14 protein-coding genes and 1 pseudogene are annotated in these 16,954 nt (G+C 70.4%); 8 read left to right on the top strand and 7 right to left on the bottom strand.

Features of this window, described 5'->3' with window-relative positions; translation table 11 throughout:
• Positions 1–417: pseudogene (locus Q2100_RS10385) on the bottom strand (aminoglycoside 3'-phosphotransferase); the annotation flags it as partial.
• A 167-nt stretch (positions 418–584) separates the two neighbouring features.
• Between Q2100_RS10385 and Q2100_RS10390 the strand changes: the two are divergent.
• From Q2100_RS10390 to Q2100_RS10415, 6 genes are read left to right on the top strand one after another with little or no spacing between them, the layout of a single operon-like run.
• Positions 585–1,856, top strand: coding sequence for a YlbE family protein (locus Q2100_RS10390; RefSeq protein WP_302913985.1), 1,272 nt, complete (start codon positions 585–587; stop codon positions 1,854–1,856).
• Between the two features lie 2 nt (positions 1,857–1,858).
• Positions 1,859–3,214: a glutamine synthetase family protein gene (locus Q2100_RS10395; protein ID WP_302913986.1), complete on the top strand. Its 1,356-nt coding sequence runs from the start codon at positions 1,859–1,861 to the stop codon at positions 3,212–3,214.
• Positions 3,211–3,909, top strand: coding sequence for a gamma-glutamyl-gamma-aminobutyrate hydrolase family protein (locus Q2100_RS10400; protein ID WP_302913987.1), 699 nt, complete (start codon positions 3,211–3,213; stop codon positions 3,907–3,909). Before Q2100_RS10395 ends, Q2100_RS10400 begins: the two co-directional genes overlap by 4 nt.
• Entirely contained in the window at positions 3,906–5,438 is a 1,533-nt protein-coding gene (locus Q2100_RS10405) for a purine-cytosine permease family protein (RefSeq protein WP_302913988.1), read from the top strand. Before Q2100_RS10400 ends, Q2100_RS10405 begins: the two co-directional genes overlap by 4 nt.
• Positions 5,435–6,502 carry a LacI family DNA-binding transcriptional regulator gene (locus Q2100_RS10410; RefSeq protein ID WP_302913989.1) on the top strand — a complete coding sequence of 356 codons (1,068 nt, stop codon included), beginning with the start codon at positions 5,435–5,437 and terminating at the stop codon, positions 6,500–6,502. The genes Q2100_RS10405 and Q2100_RS10410 overlap by 4 nt, the downstream gene beginning before the upstream one ends.
• A 57-nt stretch (positions 6,503–6,559) precedes the next feature.
• A complete protein-coding gene (locus Q2100_RS10415; protein ID WP_302913990.1) occupies positions 6,560–7,228 on the top strand; it encodes a flavodoxin family protein in 669 nt (222 codons plus the stop codon).
• Here Q2100_RS10415 and Q2100_RS10420 read toward each other — a convergent pair.
• From Q2100_RS10420 to Q2100_RS10445, 6 genes are all read right to left on the bottom strand, one after another.
• On the bottom strand, positions 7,215–8,357 hold the full coding sequence (locus tag Q2100_RS10420) for an acyl-CoA dehydrogenase family protein (RefSeq protein WP_302913991.1): 1,143 nt from the start codon (positions 8,355–8,357) through the stop codon (positions 7,215–7,217). The two genes, Q2100_RS10415 and Q2100_RS10420, sit on opposite strands and share 14 nt — an antisense overlap.
• A gap of 120 nt (positions 8,358–8,477) precedes the next feature.
• Positions 8,478–9,917 carry a Re/Si-specific NAD(P)(+) transhydrogenase subunit beta gene (pntB, locus tag Q2100_RS10425; RefSeq protein WP_302913992.1) on the bottom strand — a complete coding sequence of 480 codons (1,440 nt, stop codon included), beginning with the start codon at positions 9,915–9,917 and terminating at the stop codon, positions 8,478–8,480.
• Between the two features lies 1 nt (position 9,918).
• Positions 9,919–11,454, bottom strand: coding sequence for a Re/Si-specific NAD(P)(+) transhydrogenase subunit alpha (locus Q2100_RS10430; RefSeq protein ID WP_302913993.1), 1,536 nt, complete (start codon positions 11,452–11,454; stop codon positions 9,919–9,921).
• A gap of 91 nt (positions 11,455–11,545) precedes the next feature.
• The gene (locus tag Q2100_RS10435; protein ID WP_302913994.1) at positions 11,546–12,916 is read right to left on the bottom strand and encodes a glycosyltransferase family 2 protein; all 1,371 of its coding nucleotides are present in this window, start codon (positions 12,914–12,916) and stop codon (positions 11,546–11,548) included.
• Positions 12,913–13,929, bottom strand: coding sequence for a glycosyltransferase (locus Q2100_RS10440; protein ID WP_302913995.1), 1,017 nt, complete (start codon positions 13,927–13,929; stop codon positions 12,913–12,915). Before Q2100_RS10440 ends, Q2100_RS10435 begins: the two co-directional genes overlap by 4 nt.
• The gene (locus tag Q2100_RS10445; RefSeq protein WP_302913996.1) at positions 13,926–14,873 is read right to left on the bottom strand and encodes a WcbI family polysaccharide biosynthesis putative acetyltransferase; all 948 of its coding nucleotides are present in this window, start codon (positions 14,871–14,873) and stop codon (positions 13,926–13,928) included. Before Q2100_RS10445 ends, Q2100_RS10440 begins: the two co-directional genes overlap by 4 nt.
• A gap of 154 nt (positions 14,874–15,027) precedes the next feature.
• On the opposite strand from Q2100_RS10445, the gene Q2100_RS10450 reads away from it, so the two are divergent.
• Complete coding sequence (locus Q2100_RS10450) at positions 15,028–16,041, top strand: hypothetical protein (RefSeq protein WP_302913997.1); 1,014 nt, start codon at positions 15,028–15,030, stop codon at positions 16,039–16,041.
• The coding region (locus Q2100_RS10455; protein WP_302913998.1) for a glycosyltransferase at positions 16,038–16,954 on the top strand (917 nt) is incomplete at its 3' end. The genes Q2100_RS10450 and Q2100_RS10455, both read left to right, overlap by 4 nt.

Raw genomic sequence — 16,954 nt, forward strand, 5'->3', positions numbered from 1 at the left:
GAACGGGCACTCGGCCGGGGGCAGCGCGTCGTGCAGTGACCGCAGCCCCCGGCCGATCGCCGCGGCCGCCACCGCCGGGTCGCCCTTCCACTCGACCGCCGAACGGCCGGGCACCTCCTCGGTGACGAGCCACTCACCCGCGGCGTCGCGGCCGTGGTCGAGGACGCGGGGGACCACGGCCCACGGCTGCGCCCAGGCCAGTCGCTCCGCTTCTGCGGCGAGGTCGATCTCGGGTGTTCCGAGGGCGACCCACTTGACGTACCGCGTGTCGTTCCGGCCGCGATCGATGCGAAAAGTCAATCCGCCCAATTCGTTCCGCCACACCAACGTCGCCGGGGAACCGCCGGCCAGCGCGGTGACGACGTCGGGGAGTTGTGCCGGCGGGCCGGACGGGGTCCGCGCGCCGGAGTCATTCACGCCGACAGGCTGCCACACCGGACGGACGGGCCCGGGGGACGACGGGTGTGACGCCGCCCCTTGACAGCCTCGAATGTGAGCTGCATCATCTGACAAAACGTTTTATCAGATCGGGCTGCAGTCCCATACGCAGCGCCAAAACGTTTAATCACGACGAAAGGATCTCGATGACCGTCTCGATGCCGGCAGCGCCGACGGGCCGTCCGGCGGCGACGCCGAACGACGTCGCACTCGACCGGGTCCGCAGTGTCCAACCGGTGCTCGTCGACGTCGCCCCCGCGATCGACGTCGTCCCCGGACTGCGTCGCCGGATGATCCTCACCTCGGGCCCCACCATGCCGTGGAGCGCCTACCGCGGCGGGCAGCGCACGGCGGTGCTCGGCGCCGCGGTCAACGAAGGCCTCGCCGCGGACCTCGACGTGGCAGCCGATGCCTTCGCGGCGGGCGACATCGAGGTCGCCGGCTGTCAGGACCACGGTTGCATCGGCTCGCTGGCCGGCGTCACGTCCGCATCGATGCCCGTCGTCGTGGTCGAGGACGCGACGACGGGGGAGCGCGCCTTCTGCACGCTCTTCGAGGGCGAGACGCCGCACCGGCTGAACTACGGCGTATGGAACGACGCGGTCCGCGAGAACCTGCGCTTCCTCGCCGACGTCATCGGCCCGGCGCTCGGCGCGGCGATCCGGCGGACCCGCGGTATCCCCCTGTTGCCGATCATGGCGCGGGCATTGCGCCAGGGCGACGAACTGCACAGCCGCAACACCGCGGCGTCGCTGCTGCTGCTGCGTGAGATCGTGCCCGCACTGCACGCCGGCGCCGCCGAGAACGAGGCGCTGGTCGGCTATCTCACCACCGGCGACTACTTCTTCCTGCGGCCCGCCATGGCGGCCGCGAAGCTGCTGGCCAACGCCGCCGCTGGGGTGCCCGGCAGTTCGATCGTGACGTCGATGGCCATGTCGTGCACGCAGTTCGGCATCACGGTGTCCGGCCTGGGCGACACCTGGTTCACCGGGCCGCTGCCGGGCTTCGACCACTACAAGCTGACCGGCGGCCACACCATCGACGACGCCGAGTTCATGGGTGGCGAGAGCATCATCACCGAGGCGGCGGGCCTCGGAGCCTTCGCCCAGACGTCGGCGTTCACGCTGCAGGACTACCAGGGCGGCGTCGACGCGATGATCGCGGCCAACGCCGACATGTACCGGATCTGCCACGGCGAGAGCCCGCACTTCTCGTTGCCGTACTTCGGCTTCCGCGGTTCTCCCGCCGGAATCGACGTGCACCGGGTGGTGGGCACCGGCGTCACGCCCGTCATGGACATCGGCATCGCGGGCCGTGCCGGCGGCCAGATCGGCGCGGGGATGGCCCGCGCACCACTCGAGCCGTTCGCCGCGGCGAGTGCCGCGCTCAATTCGAATCCAGTCCCCGAAGGAAGGTAACCATGGACACCCTGACCACCATCGCCACCGACCACACCGCCCTGGCCGAACGTCTTGCCCGACAGGGGGTGAAGTACGCCGTCGGGTGCTGGGTCGACGTGCTCGGACGGACGAAGTCGAAGATCGTCCCCATCGACCATCTGCCCAACCTCGCCGCCGGCTCGGAGCGGTACACCCCGCGCGGAATGGGCGGCATCGGGCGGATGAACCCCGTCGAGGACGAGGTCATCGGCGTCCCGGACGTCGCCAGCCTGAAGGTGCTGCCGTGGGACAGGCGCTTCGCCTGGATGATCGCGGACATGTCGATGGGCGGACGCGAGCCGTTCGCACTGTGTCCCCGCTCGGCGCTCAAACGGCAGGTCGCCGAGGCCGCCGACATGGGGTACGTCTGCCAGCTCGGCATCGAGCCCGAGTTCTACGTCTTCAAGCCGGAGTCGATCGGCGCCGCGGCGCTGGCTCCCATCGCGCGCAGCGGCCGCATCGCGCCCACGCCTGCCTACGACCTCGAGGTGTCTCTCGACGCGATGCCGTTCCTGGACCGGGTGACCGAGTACATGACCGAACTGGGCTTCGGGCTGTTCAGTTTCGACGCCGAAGGCGGTGAAGGGCAGTACGAGTTCGACTACGCCCACGACGAGGTGGTCGCCTCGGCCGACCGGATGACGCTGTTCCGGCTGCTGGTGAAGCAGGCGGCCAAGGAGAACGAGCTGCTGGCGACGTTCATGCCCAAGCCGTATGCCGAGACCTGGGGGTCCGGAGCGCATTTCAACATGAGCCTCGAGGACCGCAACACCGGTGAGAACGTCTTCAAGACGGGCACCGGGAACGACGGGTGGCGCAAGGAGGCCCTGCACTTCGCCGGCGGCATCCTCAAACACGCCAAGGCGCTCACCGCGCTGGCCAACCCGACCACGAACTCCTACCGCCGACTCGTCCCGAAACTGGTGGACGGCAACTACTCGTGGGCGCCGACGAAGATCAGCTACGGCCACAACAACCGGTCCTGCATGCTGCGGTTGCCCGCCAACCGGCCGGCGATCGAGAACCGCAGCGTCGACGCCGCGGCCAACACCTACCTGACGGCGGCGTTCATGCTGGCGGCCGGGCTGGAGGGCATCCGCGACGGCATCGACCCGGGCAAGCCCGAGGACGTGGTGTCCTACGAGGACACCTCGATCGCGGTGCTGCCGCGCACGCTGATCGACGCGGTCGAGGAGTTCGAGCGGGACCCCCTGGTGCACAGCGTCTTCCATCCGGCATTCGTGAGGGACTACGCGCAGATGAAGCGTTCCGAGTGGGAACGCAGTCACGCGGAGGTCAGCGACGCCGAGCGCTCCTACTACCTGCTGAACCTGTGACGGTCGTCGGCATCACGCTCGGCGCCTCCGAGCGACGCGAAGTGGTGGCCGCGTTCATCCGTGCGGTGACGGGCGCCGGCGGAACGCCGGTGCTGATCCCCAGCGCGATCGACGCGACGAACATGGTGGACGAGGCGCTCGGCGCGGTGGACGTGCTGCTGCTCTCCAGCGGCGGCGACGTGCATCCCTCGATGTACGGCCAGGATCCGCGCACGACGCTGGACGCGGTCGACCGCAGGCGCGACCGCATGGAGCTACGGGCCGTCGACGTCGCCCGGCGCCACGGCAAACGGATACTCGGCGTCTGCCGCGGAGCACAGGTGCTCTGCGTCGCCACCGGCGGGACGTTGTTCCAGGACCTGGTGGCCGAAGGGCTCGGCGGCCACGTCGACGACTCCCACGACCGCGGTTACGCGACGCTGATGCACCGGGTGAAGGCGGAGGTCGGCTCCACCGTCGACCGCGTCCTGAGCGGGATGGAAACGGTGAACTCCCACCACCACCAGGCGATCCGGGATGTCGGCGAGGTGTTGACCGCGACGGCGTGGGCGGAGGACGGTGTGATCGAGGCCGTCGAGGCGCCGGGGCTGCTCGGGCTGCAATGGCATCCGGAAGCACTGGTGGCCGCCGACGAACGCCACCTCGAACCGTTCCGGTGGCTCGTCACCGGCGAGCGCGGAAGCGAGCGGAGATGAACCCCCCGTCCGAGGCCACCACCGACGGCACCCGACCGGTGCCGCAGGACGACGGTGCCGTCAAGGACCGGGTCGGCCGCATCGAGCGGTACGGCGTCGAGCACATCCCCGAGGAGGAGCGGCGCTCCTCGCCGCGCAACCTGACGAGCATCCTGTCCGGGGGCTCGCTGACGTTCAGCGTGATCATCATCGGCTGGTTCCCGGTCGCCTTCGGGCTGAGCTGGTGGCAGGCGGCGTCCGCGGTGGTGGTCGGCTCGGCCGTCGGCGCCGCGGTGCTGGCGCCCACCGGATTGATGGGCCCGCGCACCGGCACCAACAACCCGGTGTCCAGCGGTGCGTTCTTCGGAGTGGCGGGACGGCTCATCGGCTCCGTCCTCGAGGCGACGGCATCGGTGGCCTTCGCCGCACTGAGCATCTGGACCGGCGGCGACGCCCTCGCCGGCGCGCTGACGAGATTCTTCGGGATCTCCGAGACCGAACCGGTCCGGTTGGTCGCCTATGCGGTGCTAGCCGTCGTGGTCACGATCGTCTCGGTGCTCGGCCACTCCAGCATGGTGTTCTGCCAGCGCTTCATGATCCCCACCGCGGGGACGTGCCTACTGGTCGGGCTGCTGGTCTTCGGTGACCGGTTCGACCCGCGGTATCCGGGCACCGGCGAGTACATGCTCGGCTCGATGGGCGCCGCGTGGATGCTGTCGGCGCTGCTGTGCGCGTCGACGGTGGCCTCCTACGGGCCGTACGCGGGTGACTGGGCGCGCCACATCTCCCCGCGGCTGCACTCCGACCGCTCGATCATGCGGGCGCTGTTCGTCGGCGGGCTGTTCGGCATGGGCGGACCGTTCATGTGGGGCGTGTTCACCTCGGTGGCGCTGTTCGCCAGTGCCGCACCGGGAGCCGGCACGTCCTACGTGCTCGCACTGGTCGACGCGGCGCCGCTGTGGTTCGTGCCCGCACTGATCTACGTCGGCCTGGCATCGGGCACCGCGCAGGCCGTGATCAACACCTACGGCACCGGGCTGGACACCTCGGCGATCATTCCGCGGCTCAACCGCGTGCAGGCCACGCTGGTGGCGTGTGCGCTGGCGACCGCGCTGGTGTACGTCGGGCACTTCTACTCCGCACTGGCCAACGGCGTGGCGATCTTCCTTGCGGTGCTTGCCTGTTCGTCGATCCCGTGGATCGCCATCCTCACCGTCGGGCACGTGCACCGGCGCGGTTACTACGACGTGTCCGACCTCCAGGTGTTCAACCGGGGCGAGAAGGGCGGGGTCTACTGGTTCACCGGCGGGCTCAACTTCGTCGCGATCGGGGTGTGGGTGCTGTCGGTCGGGGCGGGCCTGTGGTTCTCGCACAACCAGTGGTTCGTCGGCCCCGGCGCGAAGTGGGCCGGCGGGCTCGACATCGGTTTCCTGGTCGCCGGCGGGGTGGCCGTGGCGCTCTACCCGCTGGCGCTGCGGGTGTTCCCGGAGCCGGCGGCGGTGTACGGGCCCGGCGGTGCGCCGCGGCCGGCGAAGCGGCGGTGGCCATGACCGCCGCCGTCGGTGACATCATGGGTCTCTCGGTCGCGGCAGAGGAGGACGATGTGGCGGTGACGATCCGCGACGTGGCCGCGGCCGCCGGGGTGTCGCTCACCACCGTGTCGCATGCGCTGAGCAACCAGGGCCGGATCGGGCAGAGCACCCGTGAGCGGGTGCTGCAGGTCGCCGCGGAGCTCGGCTACACCGCCAATGTGCACGCCCAGCAGCTGGTCACCAACCGCAGCCGCACGCTGGCGATCCAGGTCGCGCCGTTCGACCCCGCGAGCGAGTCGAGCATGCTCATCCCGAACTCGGAGTACTTCCTCGAACTGCTCAACGGCGCTTCGGCCGAGGCGGGCAGGTCGGGCTATGCGCTGGTGCTCACACCACCGGGAGTGGGGCCGCGGGCCGTCACGGCGTTCGCGGTCGACGGGGCCATCATCGTCGACCCGCACGGCGACGAGGGTCTGCTCGATCCGTCGTGGACCTCGTCGCATCCGGTCGTCACCGCGGGCCGGACGGCGACCAGGCGCGACGACCCGCACATCGTCGACAACGACCATCTGGCGGCGACGACGAACGCCCTGGAACACATGTGGGAGCAGGGTTTTCGGCGGCCCGCCGCGATCATCACCGACCGGGCCCGGTCCTACACGCGCGACGTGGTCGACGCGTACACGGCCTTCGCGCAGACGCGCGGGATCCCGGCGCGCACCGTGGAGACCGGCGCCGGCAGCGCGGCGGGCGACGCGCTGCGCATGCTGCTGGATTCCGACGATCCGCCCGACGCCGTCTACGCCGGCTCCGAGGACATCGCGATGGATGTGCTGCAGGCCGCCAACCGGTCGGGGATCCGGGTGCCGACAGACCTCGGCCTGTGCAGCTGCGTGGACAGCAGCACGTTCAACCTGACGTGCCCGGAGATCACCGGGGTGTTCTGCAACCCGCGCACGATCGGTGAGCGGGCCGTCGCCCTGCTGATCGAGCTGGTCGAGGGCAACGAGCCGGCCCAGCGCGTCGTCACGGTGCCGACCGAACTGCGCGTGCGCAGTTCGACGCTTCGCCACAGCGCCTGAGCTTGGACCCCCGAATTGCCCCTCGACGACCATGAAAAAACCTTTTAGCATAGGAGCATGCCCATGAAGACGCTGGTGATCAGCGCAAGCCCGCGCGAAGACGGGAACTCGCACGTCCTCGCGGAAGCGGCGGTGAACGGTGCCGCCGCGGCGGGTCACGACGTCGAGCACCTGTTCCTCGGCGAGTACGTCGACCGGATGCTCGGCAACTGCCGCACCTGCCGGTCCGCGAGCGACCGCGGCTGCAGCCTCGACGACCGCTACGAGGCACTGCTGCTCGAGCACATGCTGCCCGCCGACGGCATCGTGTACGCGATGCCGCTGTACTTCTACGGCATGCCGGGCCGCCTCAAGACGGTGTTCGACCGGCTGTTCTGCTACACCGCCAACAGCGCACCCCAACAGGACCGCGTAGTCGAGGGCATCATGGGCAAGAAGGTCGGCGTGCTGATCTCCTGCGAGGAGAGCTACGTCGGTGCGACCGCAGGTGTGGTCGCGCAGTTCCAGGAACTGACCCGCTACCTCAACCAGGAGCTCGTCGGCGTGGTCGTCGGAAACGCCAACAGCCGCGGCGAGATCCGGCTCGACCCCACCGATCCGGTGTCGGGCTCATTCGAACTGGCGCGCCGCCTGTACACCAGTCGCGTCACCGACTACCGCCTCGACACCGTCCGCTCCAACAAGGTGTGGGGCGAGGCGCCGGTCGACTGTGTCAGCGCGCCGTGAGCGCCCGCGAAATCACGAGTCGCTGAATCTGGTTGGTGCCCTCGAAGATCTGGGTGATCTTGGCCTCCCGCATGAACCGCTCGACGCGGTAGTCGCGGGTGTAGCCCACACCGCCGAGCACCTGAACGGCGTCGGTGGTGACCTTCATCGCCGCGTCGGTTGCCACCAGCTTGGCGATGCTGGCCTGCGTCGAGTACGGCAGGTCGAGGTCGCGCCTGCGGGCCGCGTCGAGGTAGGTGGTCCGGGCGCTGACCACGGCGGCGGCCATGTCGGCCAGCAGGAAGCCCAGCCCCTGGTGGTCGATGATCTTGCGGCCGAACGTGGTTCGCTCGTTGGCGTATGCGGTGGCGGCGTCGAGGGCGGCCTGCGCGATGCCGACCGCCACCGCGGCGATGCCGAGCCGGCCGGAGTCCAGGGCGGAGAACGCGATCTGCAGGCCCTGGCCCTCGGCGCCGATCCGGCGGTCGGCGTCGACACGGGCGTGGTCGTAGTACGCCGACGTGGTGGGCACCGCGTGCAGCCCCATCTTCTCTTCAGGCACACCGAAACTCAGCCCGGGCAGATCGCCGGGGATCAGGAAACACGAGATGCCCTTCGACCCGTCACCGGTGCGGGCGAACAGCGTGTAGAAGTCGGCCCGCCCACCGTGGGTGATCCAGGACTTCTCGCCGGTGATGACGTAGCCGTCGTCGCCCGGGACAGCCGCGCACCGCAACGCCGCCGCGTCCGATCCGGCCTGCGGCTCCGACAGGCTGTACGCGCCGATCTGCTCACCGGACAGCATCCCTGGCAGCCAGCGCTGCTTCTGCTCGTCGGTGCCGAACGCCAGCAGCGGATGCGACGACAGGCTGTGCACGCTGACCGCGACCGCGACCGCCGCCCACCGCGCCGCGATCTCCTCGAGCACCTGCAGGTACACCTCGTAGGGCTGGCCGCCGCCGCCCCACTCCTCGGGTTGCGGCAGGCTCAGCAGGCCGGCGGCGCCGAGTTGGGCGAACACCCCGTCGGGATAGGTCTCGGCCTTCTCGTGCTCGTCGACGATCGGTTCGAGCACCTTGTCGGCGATGTCGCGCGTCAGGGCGATGAGATCACGCGCCTCGTCGGAGGGCAGCAGACGGTCAACGGGCATGGTCGAACATCCTAGTGATCCGCGCTGAGCGATCGACTAGCGCTGCCCGCCCGCTCTGGAATTTGCGCGCAGGGTCGTGATTCCGCGCACTGCACGACCCTGAGCGCAAAATCGACGCGATTACGCGTGCTCGCTGACCGACAGCTCCGAATTGATCGCGTCGACCCGGTCTTTGGCGTCGCCGAACAGCATCTGGGTGTTCTCCCGGAAGAACAGCGGATTCTGCACGCCCGCGTAGCCCGACGCCATGGACCGCTTGAAGACGATGACGTGGTCCGCGTTCCACACCGTCAGCACCGGCATCCCGGCGATCGGACTGCTCGGATCCTCGGACGCCGCCGGGTTGACGGTGTCGTTGGCGCCGATCACGAGGACCACGGACGTGCCGTCGAAGTCGTCGTTGATCTCGTCCATCTCGAGCACGATGTCGTAGGGCACCTTCGCCTCGGCCAGCAGCACGTTCATGTGGCCCGGCAGGCGTCCCGCGACGGGGTGGATGCCGAAGCGCACGTCGACACCGCGCTCCCGCAGCTTGCGGGTCAGGTCGGCGACGCCGTACTGGGCCTGCGCGACGGCCATCCCGTAGCCGGGCGTGATGATCACCGACGATGCGGAGCTGAGCAGCTCGGCGGCGCCCTCGGCGGTGATCTCGCGGTGCTCGCCGTAGTCCTTGTCCTCGGCCGGTCCGGCCTCGATCCCGAAGCCGCCGGCGATGACGGAGATGAACGACCGGTTCATCGCCTTGCACATGATGTAGGACAGGTATGCACCGGACGAGCCGACCAGCGCGCCGGTGATGATCAGCAGGTCGTTGCCGAGCAGGAAGCCCGACGCCGCGGCGGCCCAGCCGGAGTAGCTGTTCAGCATCGACACCACCACCGGCATGTCACCGCCGCCGATAGAGGCGACCAGATGCCAGCCCAGCAGCAGCGCCAGCACCGTGACGGCGATCAGCAGCCACAGCTGCGGGTCGATCACGAACCACACGGTGAGCGCGGCGAACACCACCAGCGCGCCGACGTTCAGGAAGTTCTTGCCTGGCAGCATCATCGGCGCGGACTTGATGCGCGCCGACAGCTTCAGGTTGGCCACGATGGAACCGGTGAACGTCACCGCGCCGATGAAGACGCCGATGACGACCTCGGCGGAGTGGATGCCGAGCATTCCCTCGCCCGCCAGTTGGACGGCTTCTGCGCCGTTCGCGTCGCCCTCGACGTGCAGGTAGCCGTTCCAGCCGACCAGCACGGCGGCCAGGCCGACGAACGAGTGCAGCAGCGCGATCAGCTCGGGCATGCCGGTCATCTCGACGACCTTGGCGCGCCACAGCCCGATCGCGGCGCCGATGACCACGGCGCCGGCGAGCAGGGCGAGGCCGACCGGCTCGATGTGGCGGGCCAGCGCGAGCCCGACGGTCGCGATCAGCGCCAGCGCCATGCCGGCGATGCCGAAACTGTTGCCCGCCCGCGATGTCTCGTGCCTGGACAGGCCGGCCAGCGCGAGGATGAACAGCAGCGCTGCGACGACGTAGGCCGCGGTGGCGGCAGTCTCAATGGTGAACATGTCAGCTCCTCGAGAACATCGCCAGCATGCGGCGGGTCACCGCGAAGCCGCCGAAGACGTTGATGCTGGCGAGCAGGATCGCAAGCGTGGCGACCGCTGTCACGATGGGGTCACCGTGGCCGATCTGCAGCAGCGCGCCGACCACGATGATGCCGGAGATCGCGTTGGTCACCGACATCAGCGGTGTGTGCAGCGCGTGGTGCACGTTGCCGATCACGTAGTAGCCGATCACGATCGCCAGCGCGAACACCGTGAGGTGCACCTGCAGCGCGGCCGGCGAGAAGGCGATGAGGGCGAACAGCACCGCGGCTGCGGCGAAGGCGATGCCCAGCCGGCGTCCCGTCGACATCGGCACCTTGGCCTTGGGCGCCTCGGCCGGGGCGGCCTTGGCGGCGGCGGCCGGTGCCGCGGACACCTGCACCGGTGGCGGCGGCCAGGTGACCTCGCCGTCGCGCACGACGGTCACCGAACGCTGCACCACGTCGTCGAAGTCCAGGGTGAGCTGCCCGTCCTTCTCGGGGGTGAGCAGCTTGAGCAGATTCACCAGGTTGGTGCCGTAGAGCTGGGAGGCCGTCGCGGGCAGCCGTCCGGCCAGATCGGTGTAGCCGATGATCGTCACGCCGTTGTCGGTGACGACCGCCTGGTCCTTGACCGTGCCCTCGACGTTGCCGCCGTTGGCCGCGGCCATGTCCACGATCACGCTGCCCGGCTTCATGGAGGCGACCATCTCCGCGGTGATGATGCGCGGCGCCGGCCGGCCCGGGATCAGCGCGGTGGTGATGATGATGTCGACGTCCTTGGTCTGCTCGGCGTACAGCGCCGCCTCGCGGGCCTTGTAGTCGTCGCCCATCTCCTTGGCGTAGCCGGTCGCCGATATCTCGGCTGCCTCCGGGTCGACGTAGAGGTACTCCCCGCCGAGCGACTTGACCTGGTCGGCGACCTCTGGCCGCGGATCGGTGGCCCGCACGATGGCGCCCATGCTGCCCGCGGCGCCGATGGCGGCCAGCCCGGCCACGCCCGCGCCGACGACGAGCACCTTGGCCGGTGGCACCTTGCCCGCCGCGGTGACCTGCCCGGTGAAGAACCGGCCGAAGCTGTGCGCCGCCTCGACGACGGCCCGGTATCCGGCGATGTTGGCCATCGACGACAGCACGTCCAGCGACTGCGCCCGGGAGATGCGCGGGACGGCGTCCATCGCCAGCACCGTGACGGGACGGGCGGACAGCTTCTCGACGAGCTCGGGGTTCAGCGCCGGTGAGATCAGGCTGATCAGGGTGGCACCGTCGCGCAGGGCGGAGATCTCGGCGTCGGCGGGTGCGTTGACCTTGAGGACGACGTCGGCGGTCAGCGCTTGTTCGGACGAGCCGACCTGGGCGCCGGCCTCGACGTACGCGGCATCGGAGAAGCTCGAGGCGTCGCCGGCGCCGGACTCGACGACGACGTCGTAGCCGAGCTTGATGAGCGCTCCGACGGTCTGCGGCGTGCCGGCGACACGCGTCTCACCCGCGTGGGACTCGCGCGGTATTCCGATAATCATTCGAAGAGTCTCCCATTTGCTCTCCGGACCCGCGCGTGGCCCTCGGGCGGTAAGCGGTGCGCTTACCCGCCGCGACGACACCGGGGCGGGTTCACCAGGACAGGTCGGGCTCCGATTCCGCGCAGCGAAGGTCGAGATCGGCCGCCGGCAGCGTCACCGTCCTGCTCACGCGGTCGGCGTCGGCCGGGTCGGCGAACCGGATGGCGCCAGCGCTCCACCGGCGCACCCGATTGACGGCCCACGAGGCGCGGCAGACCACCGACGCGCCCTCGGTCTCCACGGCGACGGCGCCGACTCCGGGCCGCGCACACTCGCCGATGACGGCCGTCACGGCACCCCGCGGCAGCACCGCCCGTCCCGTGACGGTGACCGCCATTCGGCAGCGCCGCCGCACGCCCTCCGGAATCGGACCGGTCCGCACGCGCTGGTCCTCGATGCCGGTCTCGCGGAGCAGCGGGCCGCCCCGCGGACCGTCGACCCAGATGCCGACGTCCTCGTGCAGGAAGCAGGCGATGGTGCCGACGAGCGACGCCGCGCTGTGCCCGGCGGCGTCGACCTGCACAGCGACGTCGGGCAGCGCGTAGCGCAGTCCCGGCCTGCGGGCATCCGGATCGGTGATGAGCCGCGCCAGGGTGAGCGCCTCGGCGTTCTTCGTGGCCCGGCGGTCGGCGACGGGACGGTCGGCCCAGTCGGGGCCGTCGTGCCAGGCGACGGCGCCGCGGGCGTGGTGCAGGACGGCGCCGTTGGCCATCGCGCGGTGAGCGAACTCCCAGTCCTCGCCGCCGTACCGGCCGAACGACTCGTCGAAGCCGCCCGTGTCCGCGAACAGCGACGCGCTACAGCACATCACCGAACTGATGACGTAGCGGTAGGAGCGGTGGTCGACGTCGAGGAGGTCACCGCTGGCCCGGTACGCGTCGGCCAGCCAGGCCGGCTCGCGCAGCACCGGCGGTGCGATGGCACCCGCCCACCAGTCCGGCAAGCGCTCGGGGCCGATGCCGTCGAGCTCCGCGTGGCGGCGCCGGCCCACCACCAGCGCGTCCGGAACCTGTGCCGGAAGCCGGGTGATCTCGGTGAGGTAGGACGGCTCGGGGACGGTGTCGGCGTCGAGGAAGCACAACACCGCCGCGTCGGTCGCGGCGGCGCCGAGATTGCGGGCGGCCGCGGCGCGGAATCCGAGGTCGTCCTGCCGGACGGTGCTCACGCGCAGGCTTGTCGGCGGGATCACCGGCGGAAGGGCCGAGCCGTCGTCGGCGACGACGACGTGAATGAGACGACGGGGGTGGGTCTGCAGCTCCAGTGCGGCCACCAGGCGCTCGAGTTCGGTCTGCTGGTTGTAGAACGGCACCACCACCGCCACGGTGGGCAGGTCGCGGGGGTACCCGGTCACCAGGTCCCACCGGTTGGCGGGAACGGTGACATGCCCATCGGTCAGCGGCACCACCGCGTCCGGGACGGTCATCGATGCCACCGCCCGAGCAGCTCGGCATAGCGGGCGGCGGCCTCGTCCCTCGTCGGCGTGCACACCGTCCCGGCGGTCAGCCAGGTGTGCCGGGGCTCGGCGAGTGCCCGAGCCAGCGACTCGCGCAGCCCGTCGGCGGTGTCCGGATACAGCGACAACACTCCGGGATTGCGGACGTCGATCTCGCGTGTGTACCGGTTCGACGGGGCCAGCGGCCGACGGCCCGCGGCGAGCCACGAGTTCAGCGATCCCGACGCCGAGATGTGCCGATGCGGTGCCACCGGCACCGTGACACGGCGCAGCGCCTCGGTCACCGCGTCGTCGGGCAGATGACCGGTCAAGGCGAACCGGCGGCCACGACGCGCACTTCGAGCATGCAGTTCCTCGATCAGGTCGTCGTGTCCCGCCGACGGCTCTCCGATCGCCAGCACCTCGATGCCCGGGTCCGAACCGGTCAGGGCATCGATCACCTCGGCGTGGCCCTTGCCGGGGTAGACGAAGCCGAAGATGCCGACCGTCGGCGGCGCCGGGACCACCGGTGCGGGCGCGGAGGAGACGTCGATCGGCAATGGCACCACTTCGACACGGTCCGCCGGTGCGCCGGACTCGATGAGCAGCGACCGCTCGTGTTCGCTGCTGACGACGATCCCGTCGGCGGCGTCGGCGACGCGCCGGTATGCCGCCACCCGTCGCCGGTGGTTCGCCCCGTCGGACGGCTGCGGCAGGTCGTGCAGGGTCGCCGTCACGCGGCCGCCGCCTGAGCGCACCACGCCGGCGACGGCGACCACCGCCTCGGCGGCCTCCTCCGGAGTGCTGCCGAACAGCCGGTCGGTGAACTGGAGATGCACACCGCCGGTCCGGGCCCATTCCGGAAGGAAGTCCGCGGCCCCCGCGGCGCACACCGTACTGATGTCGAACCCGCTGTCGCGCAGAGCATTTCCGAGATCGACGCCGAAGCGCACGACGCCGTGCCGACGAGGCCCGACGACCAGATGAGTGACGGCCGGCTTCAACGTCGCACCCGGCGCCCCGTCAGGCCCAGCAGCTCGGCGGTGGCCGCATGCCGCTGCAGGGCGAGTTCGATGTAATCAGGATTATCTGCATACCAACGCATCTGGGTGGCATGCACGTCCTGCGGCGACAGCGGACCGAGCTCTGTGGTCCAGCAGGCGCGCGGCGCAGCGTCGATCCGCAGCGCCTCGAGCACCCGCGCCTCGAGCGGTGCGTGGACTGAGCGCAGCAGGGTCCGCGGCGGCGCGGGCACCGGCGCCGCCACGCCCTGCGATGCGAGGATGCGCCTGCCCAGCTCGACGAGCACGGAGTTGCCCGGATGGTTGATGGTGTGGGCGGCGTCGGCGCCGAACCGCATCAGCACGTCGGACACGCCGACATCGGTGTCGCGTTGCTCCCTGCGGGCGAGTTCGGCGCGGCTGGCCTCGGCGGCCGCGACGATCTGGGCCGCGGACACGTCGACATCCCAGGGCGCCTGCGGTGTCCGTCCGTCCCGTGCGCCCACGATCGTGCGCAGGTCGTGGTAGGGCACCGCCGGCGGGACGACGGACCGGTCGGCGGGGTGCCGCACGATGACCTGGAACGGGTACAGGCCGGCGTACCGGATCACCGGCCACCGCACCACGGTCGCCGACCGGGGGATGCGGGCGGCGAGCTGGCCGGTGCCGATCGGCAGGTCGCGATAGTCGGGCCGGATCGGCTGGCAGGCCAGCACCGACGTCCGCGCAAGCAACGCCTCGAGATGCGGCAGATCGGTGGCCGCCAGCTCGTGCACCGGGGGTGTCCGCACGGTCCGGTACGGCCGGTCCGGCACCGCGTCGAGCACCAGGCGCAGCGCCTCGGCCTGACAGTTCCCCATGATCAACCACAGCGGCTCGGACGACGTCGAACCGGACCCCCCGTAGAAGTCCCGATAGTGCGCAGCCCGGCCGCCGATTTCGGTCACCTCCGCGAGCGTAGATGTCCCGGACGCGGGGTATAGAGCCCCGGCGGCACATCGTCGGTGACGGTGGCGAGGTGTCGCCCGCCGCTGTCCGAAGAAGGTTGAGCATTTGATCACCGTGGCCTCAGTTCCTGCGGGGCATCCTTATGTCCACGCCATGACTGACACCGAAGATGTTGCACTGCTGCATGATCCGGTGCCGCCGGGTGCGACGCTGCCGGGACAGTGGTGGCCGCCGCGCATGCTCGAGCCGAATTATCTGATCGGTCAAATTGATTCGATCGACGTGCTGCACGTGCACTTCGGCTTCGACGCCACCGCGCCCGAGGTGCTGCGCGACGTCGTGCGGATCCTGCGAGCCCACCGTGTGCCGCTGGCGCTGACCGTGCACGATCTGCACAACCCGCACTTCGTCGACACCACCGACCACCTGGCCCGCCTCGACGTCCTCGTCCCCGCCGCGGCCGAGGTGATCACCCTCACCCGGGGTGCGGCCGACGCCGTCTTCGCGCGGTGGGGGCGCACCGCGACCTTGCTGCCGCATCCGCACGTGCTGCCGATCGAGGCCGTCGGCGCGCCGCGCGAACGACGCCCCAAACCCGTGGTGGCGGTGCACGCCAAATCGCTGCGCGCCAACATCGATCCCCTACCGGTGATCGACGGCCTGCTGTCGGCCGGCCGGCCGGGCTGGAGGCTGCGCCTCGACGTCGACGACGAGGCGACCTCGTCGCCCCGGGCGGACGAGCTGTTCTGTGGCCGCCTCGACGATCTGCGCACCCGAGGGGTCGACGTGCGGGTGCACCCGCGCTTCACCGACGACGAGCTGCTGCGCTATCTGCACGAGGTGGACGTCCTCGTGCTGCCCTATCGGTTCGGCACCCACTCCGGCTGGGTCGAGGCCTGCTTCGACGCCGGTGTCTGCGCGGTCGTCCCGGACTGCGGCTTCTTCCACGAGCAGCACGATTTCCCGACCTACCGCTGCGAGTCGGGCGTGCCCAACGCGGTGACCCTGCGGTCCGCGGTCAGCGACGCCGTCGACAGGATCCGCGCCGCACGCCCGCGCGAGGACGTCGGCCGCCGCTGCGAGAGGCGCAACGAACGAACTCACGTCCGCCGGCAGTCGACTGAAATCTATCGCCGGCTGCTCGCCGGAGTGGCGGCCGCGGCATGATCCGCCCGTTGCGGATCGCGCTGCTCGCGTCGTCCCGCTACCCCGTCCGTCAGCCGTTCGCGGGTGGCCTCGAAGCCTTCGTCTACGAGTTCGCCCGGGCGCTCACCGCCGCCGGCCACCACGTCACGATGTTCGCCGCGCCCGGTTCTGCTGTCGACCTGCCCTGGGATGTGTTGCCGGTGCACACGTTCGAGATGAGCGAGGTGTCGCGCGAGGACCCGTCGGTGCCGGAATGGGTGGTGCACGAAACCCACGCATATCTCTCGGTGATGCTGGATCTCGCTGACACGCTGCGGGATTCGTTCGACATCGTGCACAATCACAGCCTGCACTACCTCCCGCTGGCGATGGCGCGAACCATCGCGGCGCCGATGCTGACGACGTTGCACACCCCTCCGCTGAAGTGGCTGGAGCAGGCGGTGGCCCTGCCCGGCGGGGTGGCGAGCGAGTTCGTGGCGGTCAGCGGGTTCACCGCCCGCCAGTGGGAGCCGGTGAACGGGCCGGTGCCGGTGATCCCCAACGGCATCAACCTCGACGACTGGCGACCCGGGCCCGGCGGCGACTACGCGGTGTGGAGCGGGCGCCTGGTGCCCGAGAAGAGTCTGCCCGACGCGATCGCGGCGGCACGCCGCGCCGGCATCCCACTCCGGATCGCCGGACCGGTGGGCGCACCGGACTACTTCGCCGAGCACGTCCGGCCTCAGCTCGACGGCTCGGTGAGCTACGAGGGACACCTGTGCCGCGAAGATCTCAACGACCTCGTCGGGGGTGCCGCGGTCGCGCTGGTGACACCGCATTGGGAAGAGCCCTACGGACTGGTCACGGCCGAGGCGCTGGCGTGCGGCACGCCCGTCGCCGCGTTCGCGCGCGGCGGCATTCCCGAGATCCTCGACGCGACCAGCGGCCGGCTCGC

The organism is Mycolicibacterium arseniciresistens, assembly GCF_030519285.1.
GTDB lineage: Bacteria > Actinomycetota > Actinomycetes > Mycobacteriales > Mycobacteriaceae > Mycobacterium > Mycobacterium arseniciresistens.

What these genes read in the sequence shown, in the direction of transcription:
- Q2100_RS10405 (WP_302913988.1), top strand. Translation starts at nt 3,906, where the DNA reads ATGAACCCCCCGTCCGAGGCCACCACCGACGGCACCCGACCGGTGCCG.
- Q2100_RS10430 (WP_302913993.1), bottom strand. Translation starts at nt 11,454, where the DNA reads ATGATTATCGGAATACCGCGCGAGTCCCACGCGGGTGAGACGCGTGTC.
- Q2100_RS10390 (WP_302913985.1), top strand. Translation starts at nt 585, where the DNA reads ATGACCGTCTCGATGCCGGCAGCGCCGACGGGCCGTCCGGCGGCGACG.
- Q2100_RS10435 (WP_302913994.1), bottom strand. Translation starts at nt 12,916, where the DNA reads ATGACCGTCCCGGACGCGGTGGTGCCGCTGACCGATGGGCATGTCACC.
- Q2100_RS10415 (WP_302913990.1), top strand. Translation starts at nt 6,560, where the DNA reads ATGCCCATGAAGACGCTGGTGATCAGCGCAAGCCCGCGCGAAGACGGG.
- Q2100_RS10420 (WP_302913991.1), bottom strand. Translation starts at nt 8,357, where the DNA reads ATGCCCGTTGACCGTCTGCTGCCCTCCGACGAGGCGCGTGATCTCATC.
- Q2100_RS10395 (WP_302913986.1), top strand. Translation starts at nt 1,859, where the DNA reads ATGGACACCCTGACCACCATCGCCACCGACCACACCGCCCTGGCCGAA.
- pntB (WP_302913992.1), bottom strand. Translation starts at nt 9,917, where the DNA reads ATGTTCACCATTGAGACTGCCGCCACCGCGGCCTACGTCGTCGCAGCG.
- Q2100_RS10410 (WP_302913989.1), top strand. Translation starts at nt 5,435, where the DNA reads ATGACCGCCGCCGTCGGTGACATCATGGGTCTCTCGGTCGCGGCAGAG.
- Q2100_RS10450 (WP_302913997.1), top strand. Translation starts at nt 15,028, where the DNA reads ATGACTGACACCGAAGATGTTGCACTGCTGCATGATCCGGTGCCGCCG.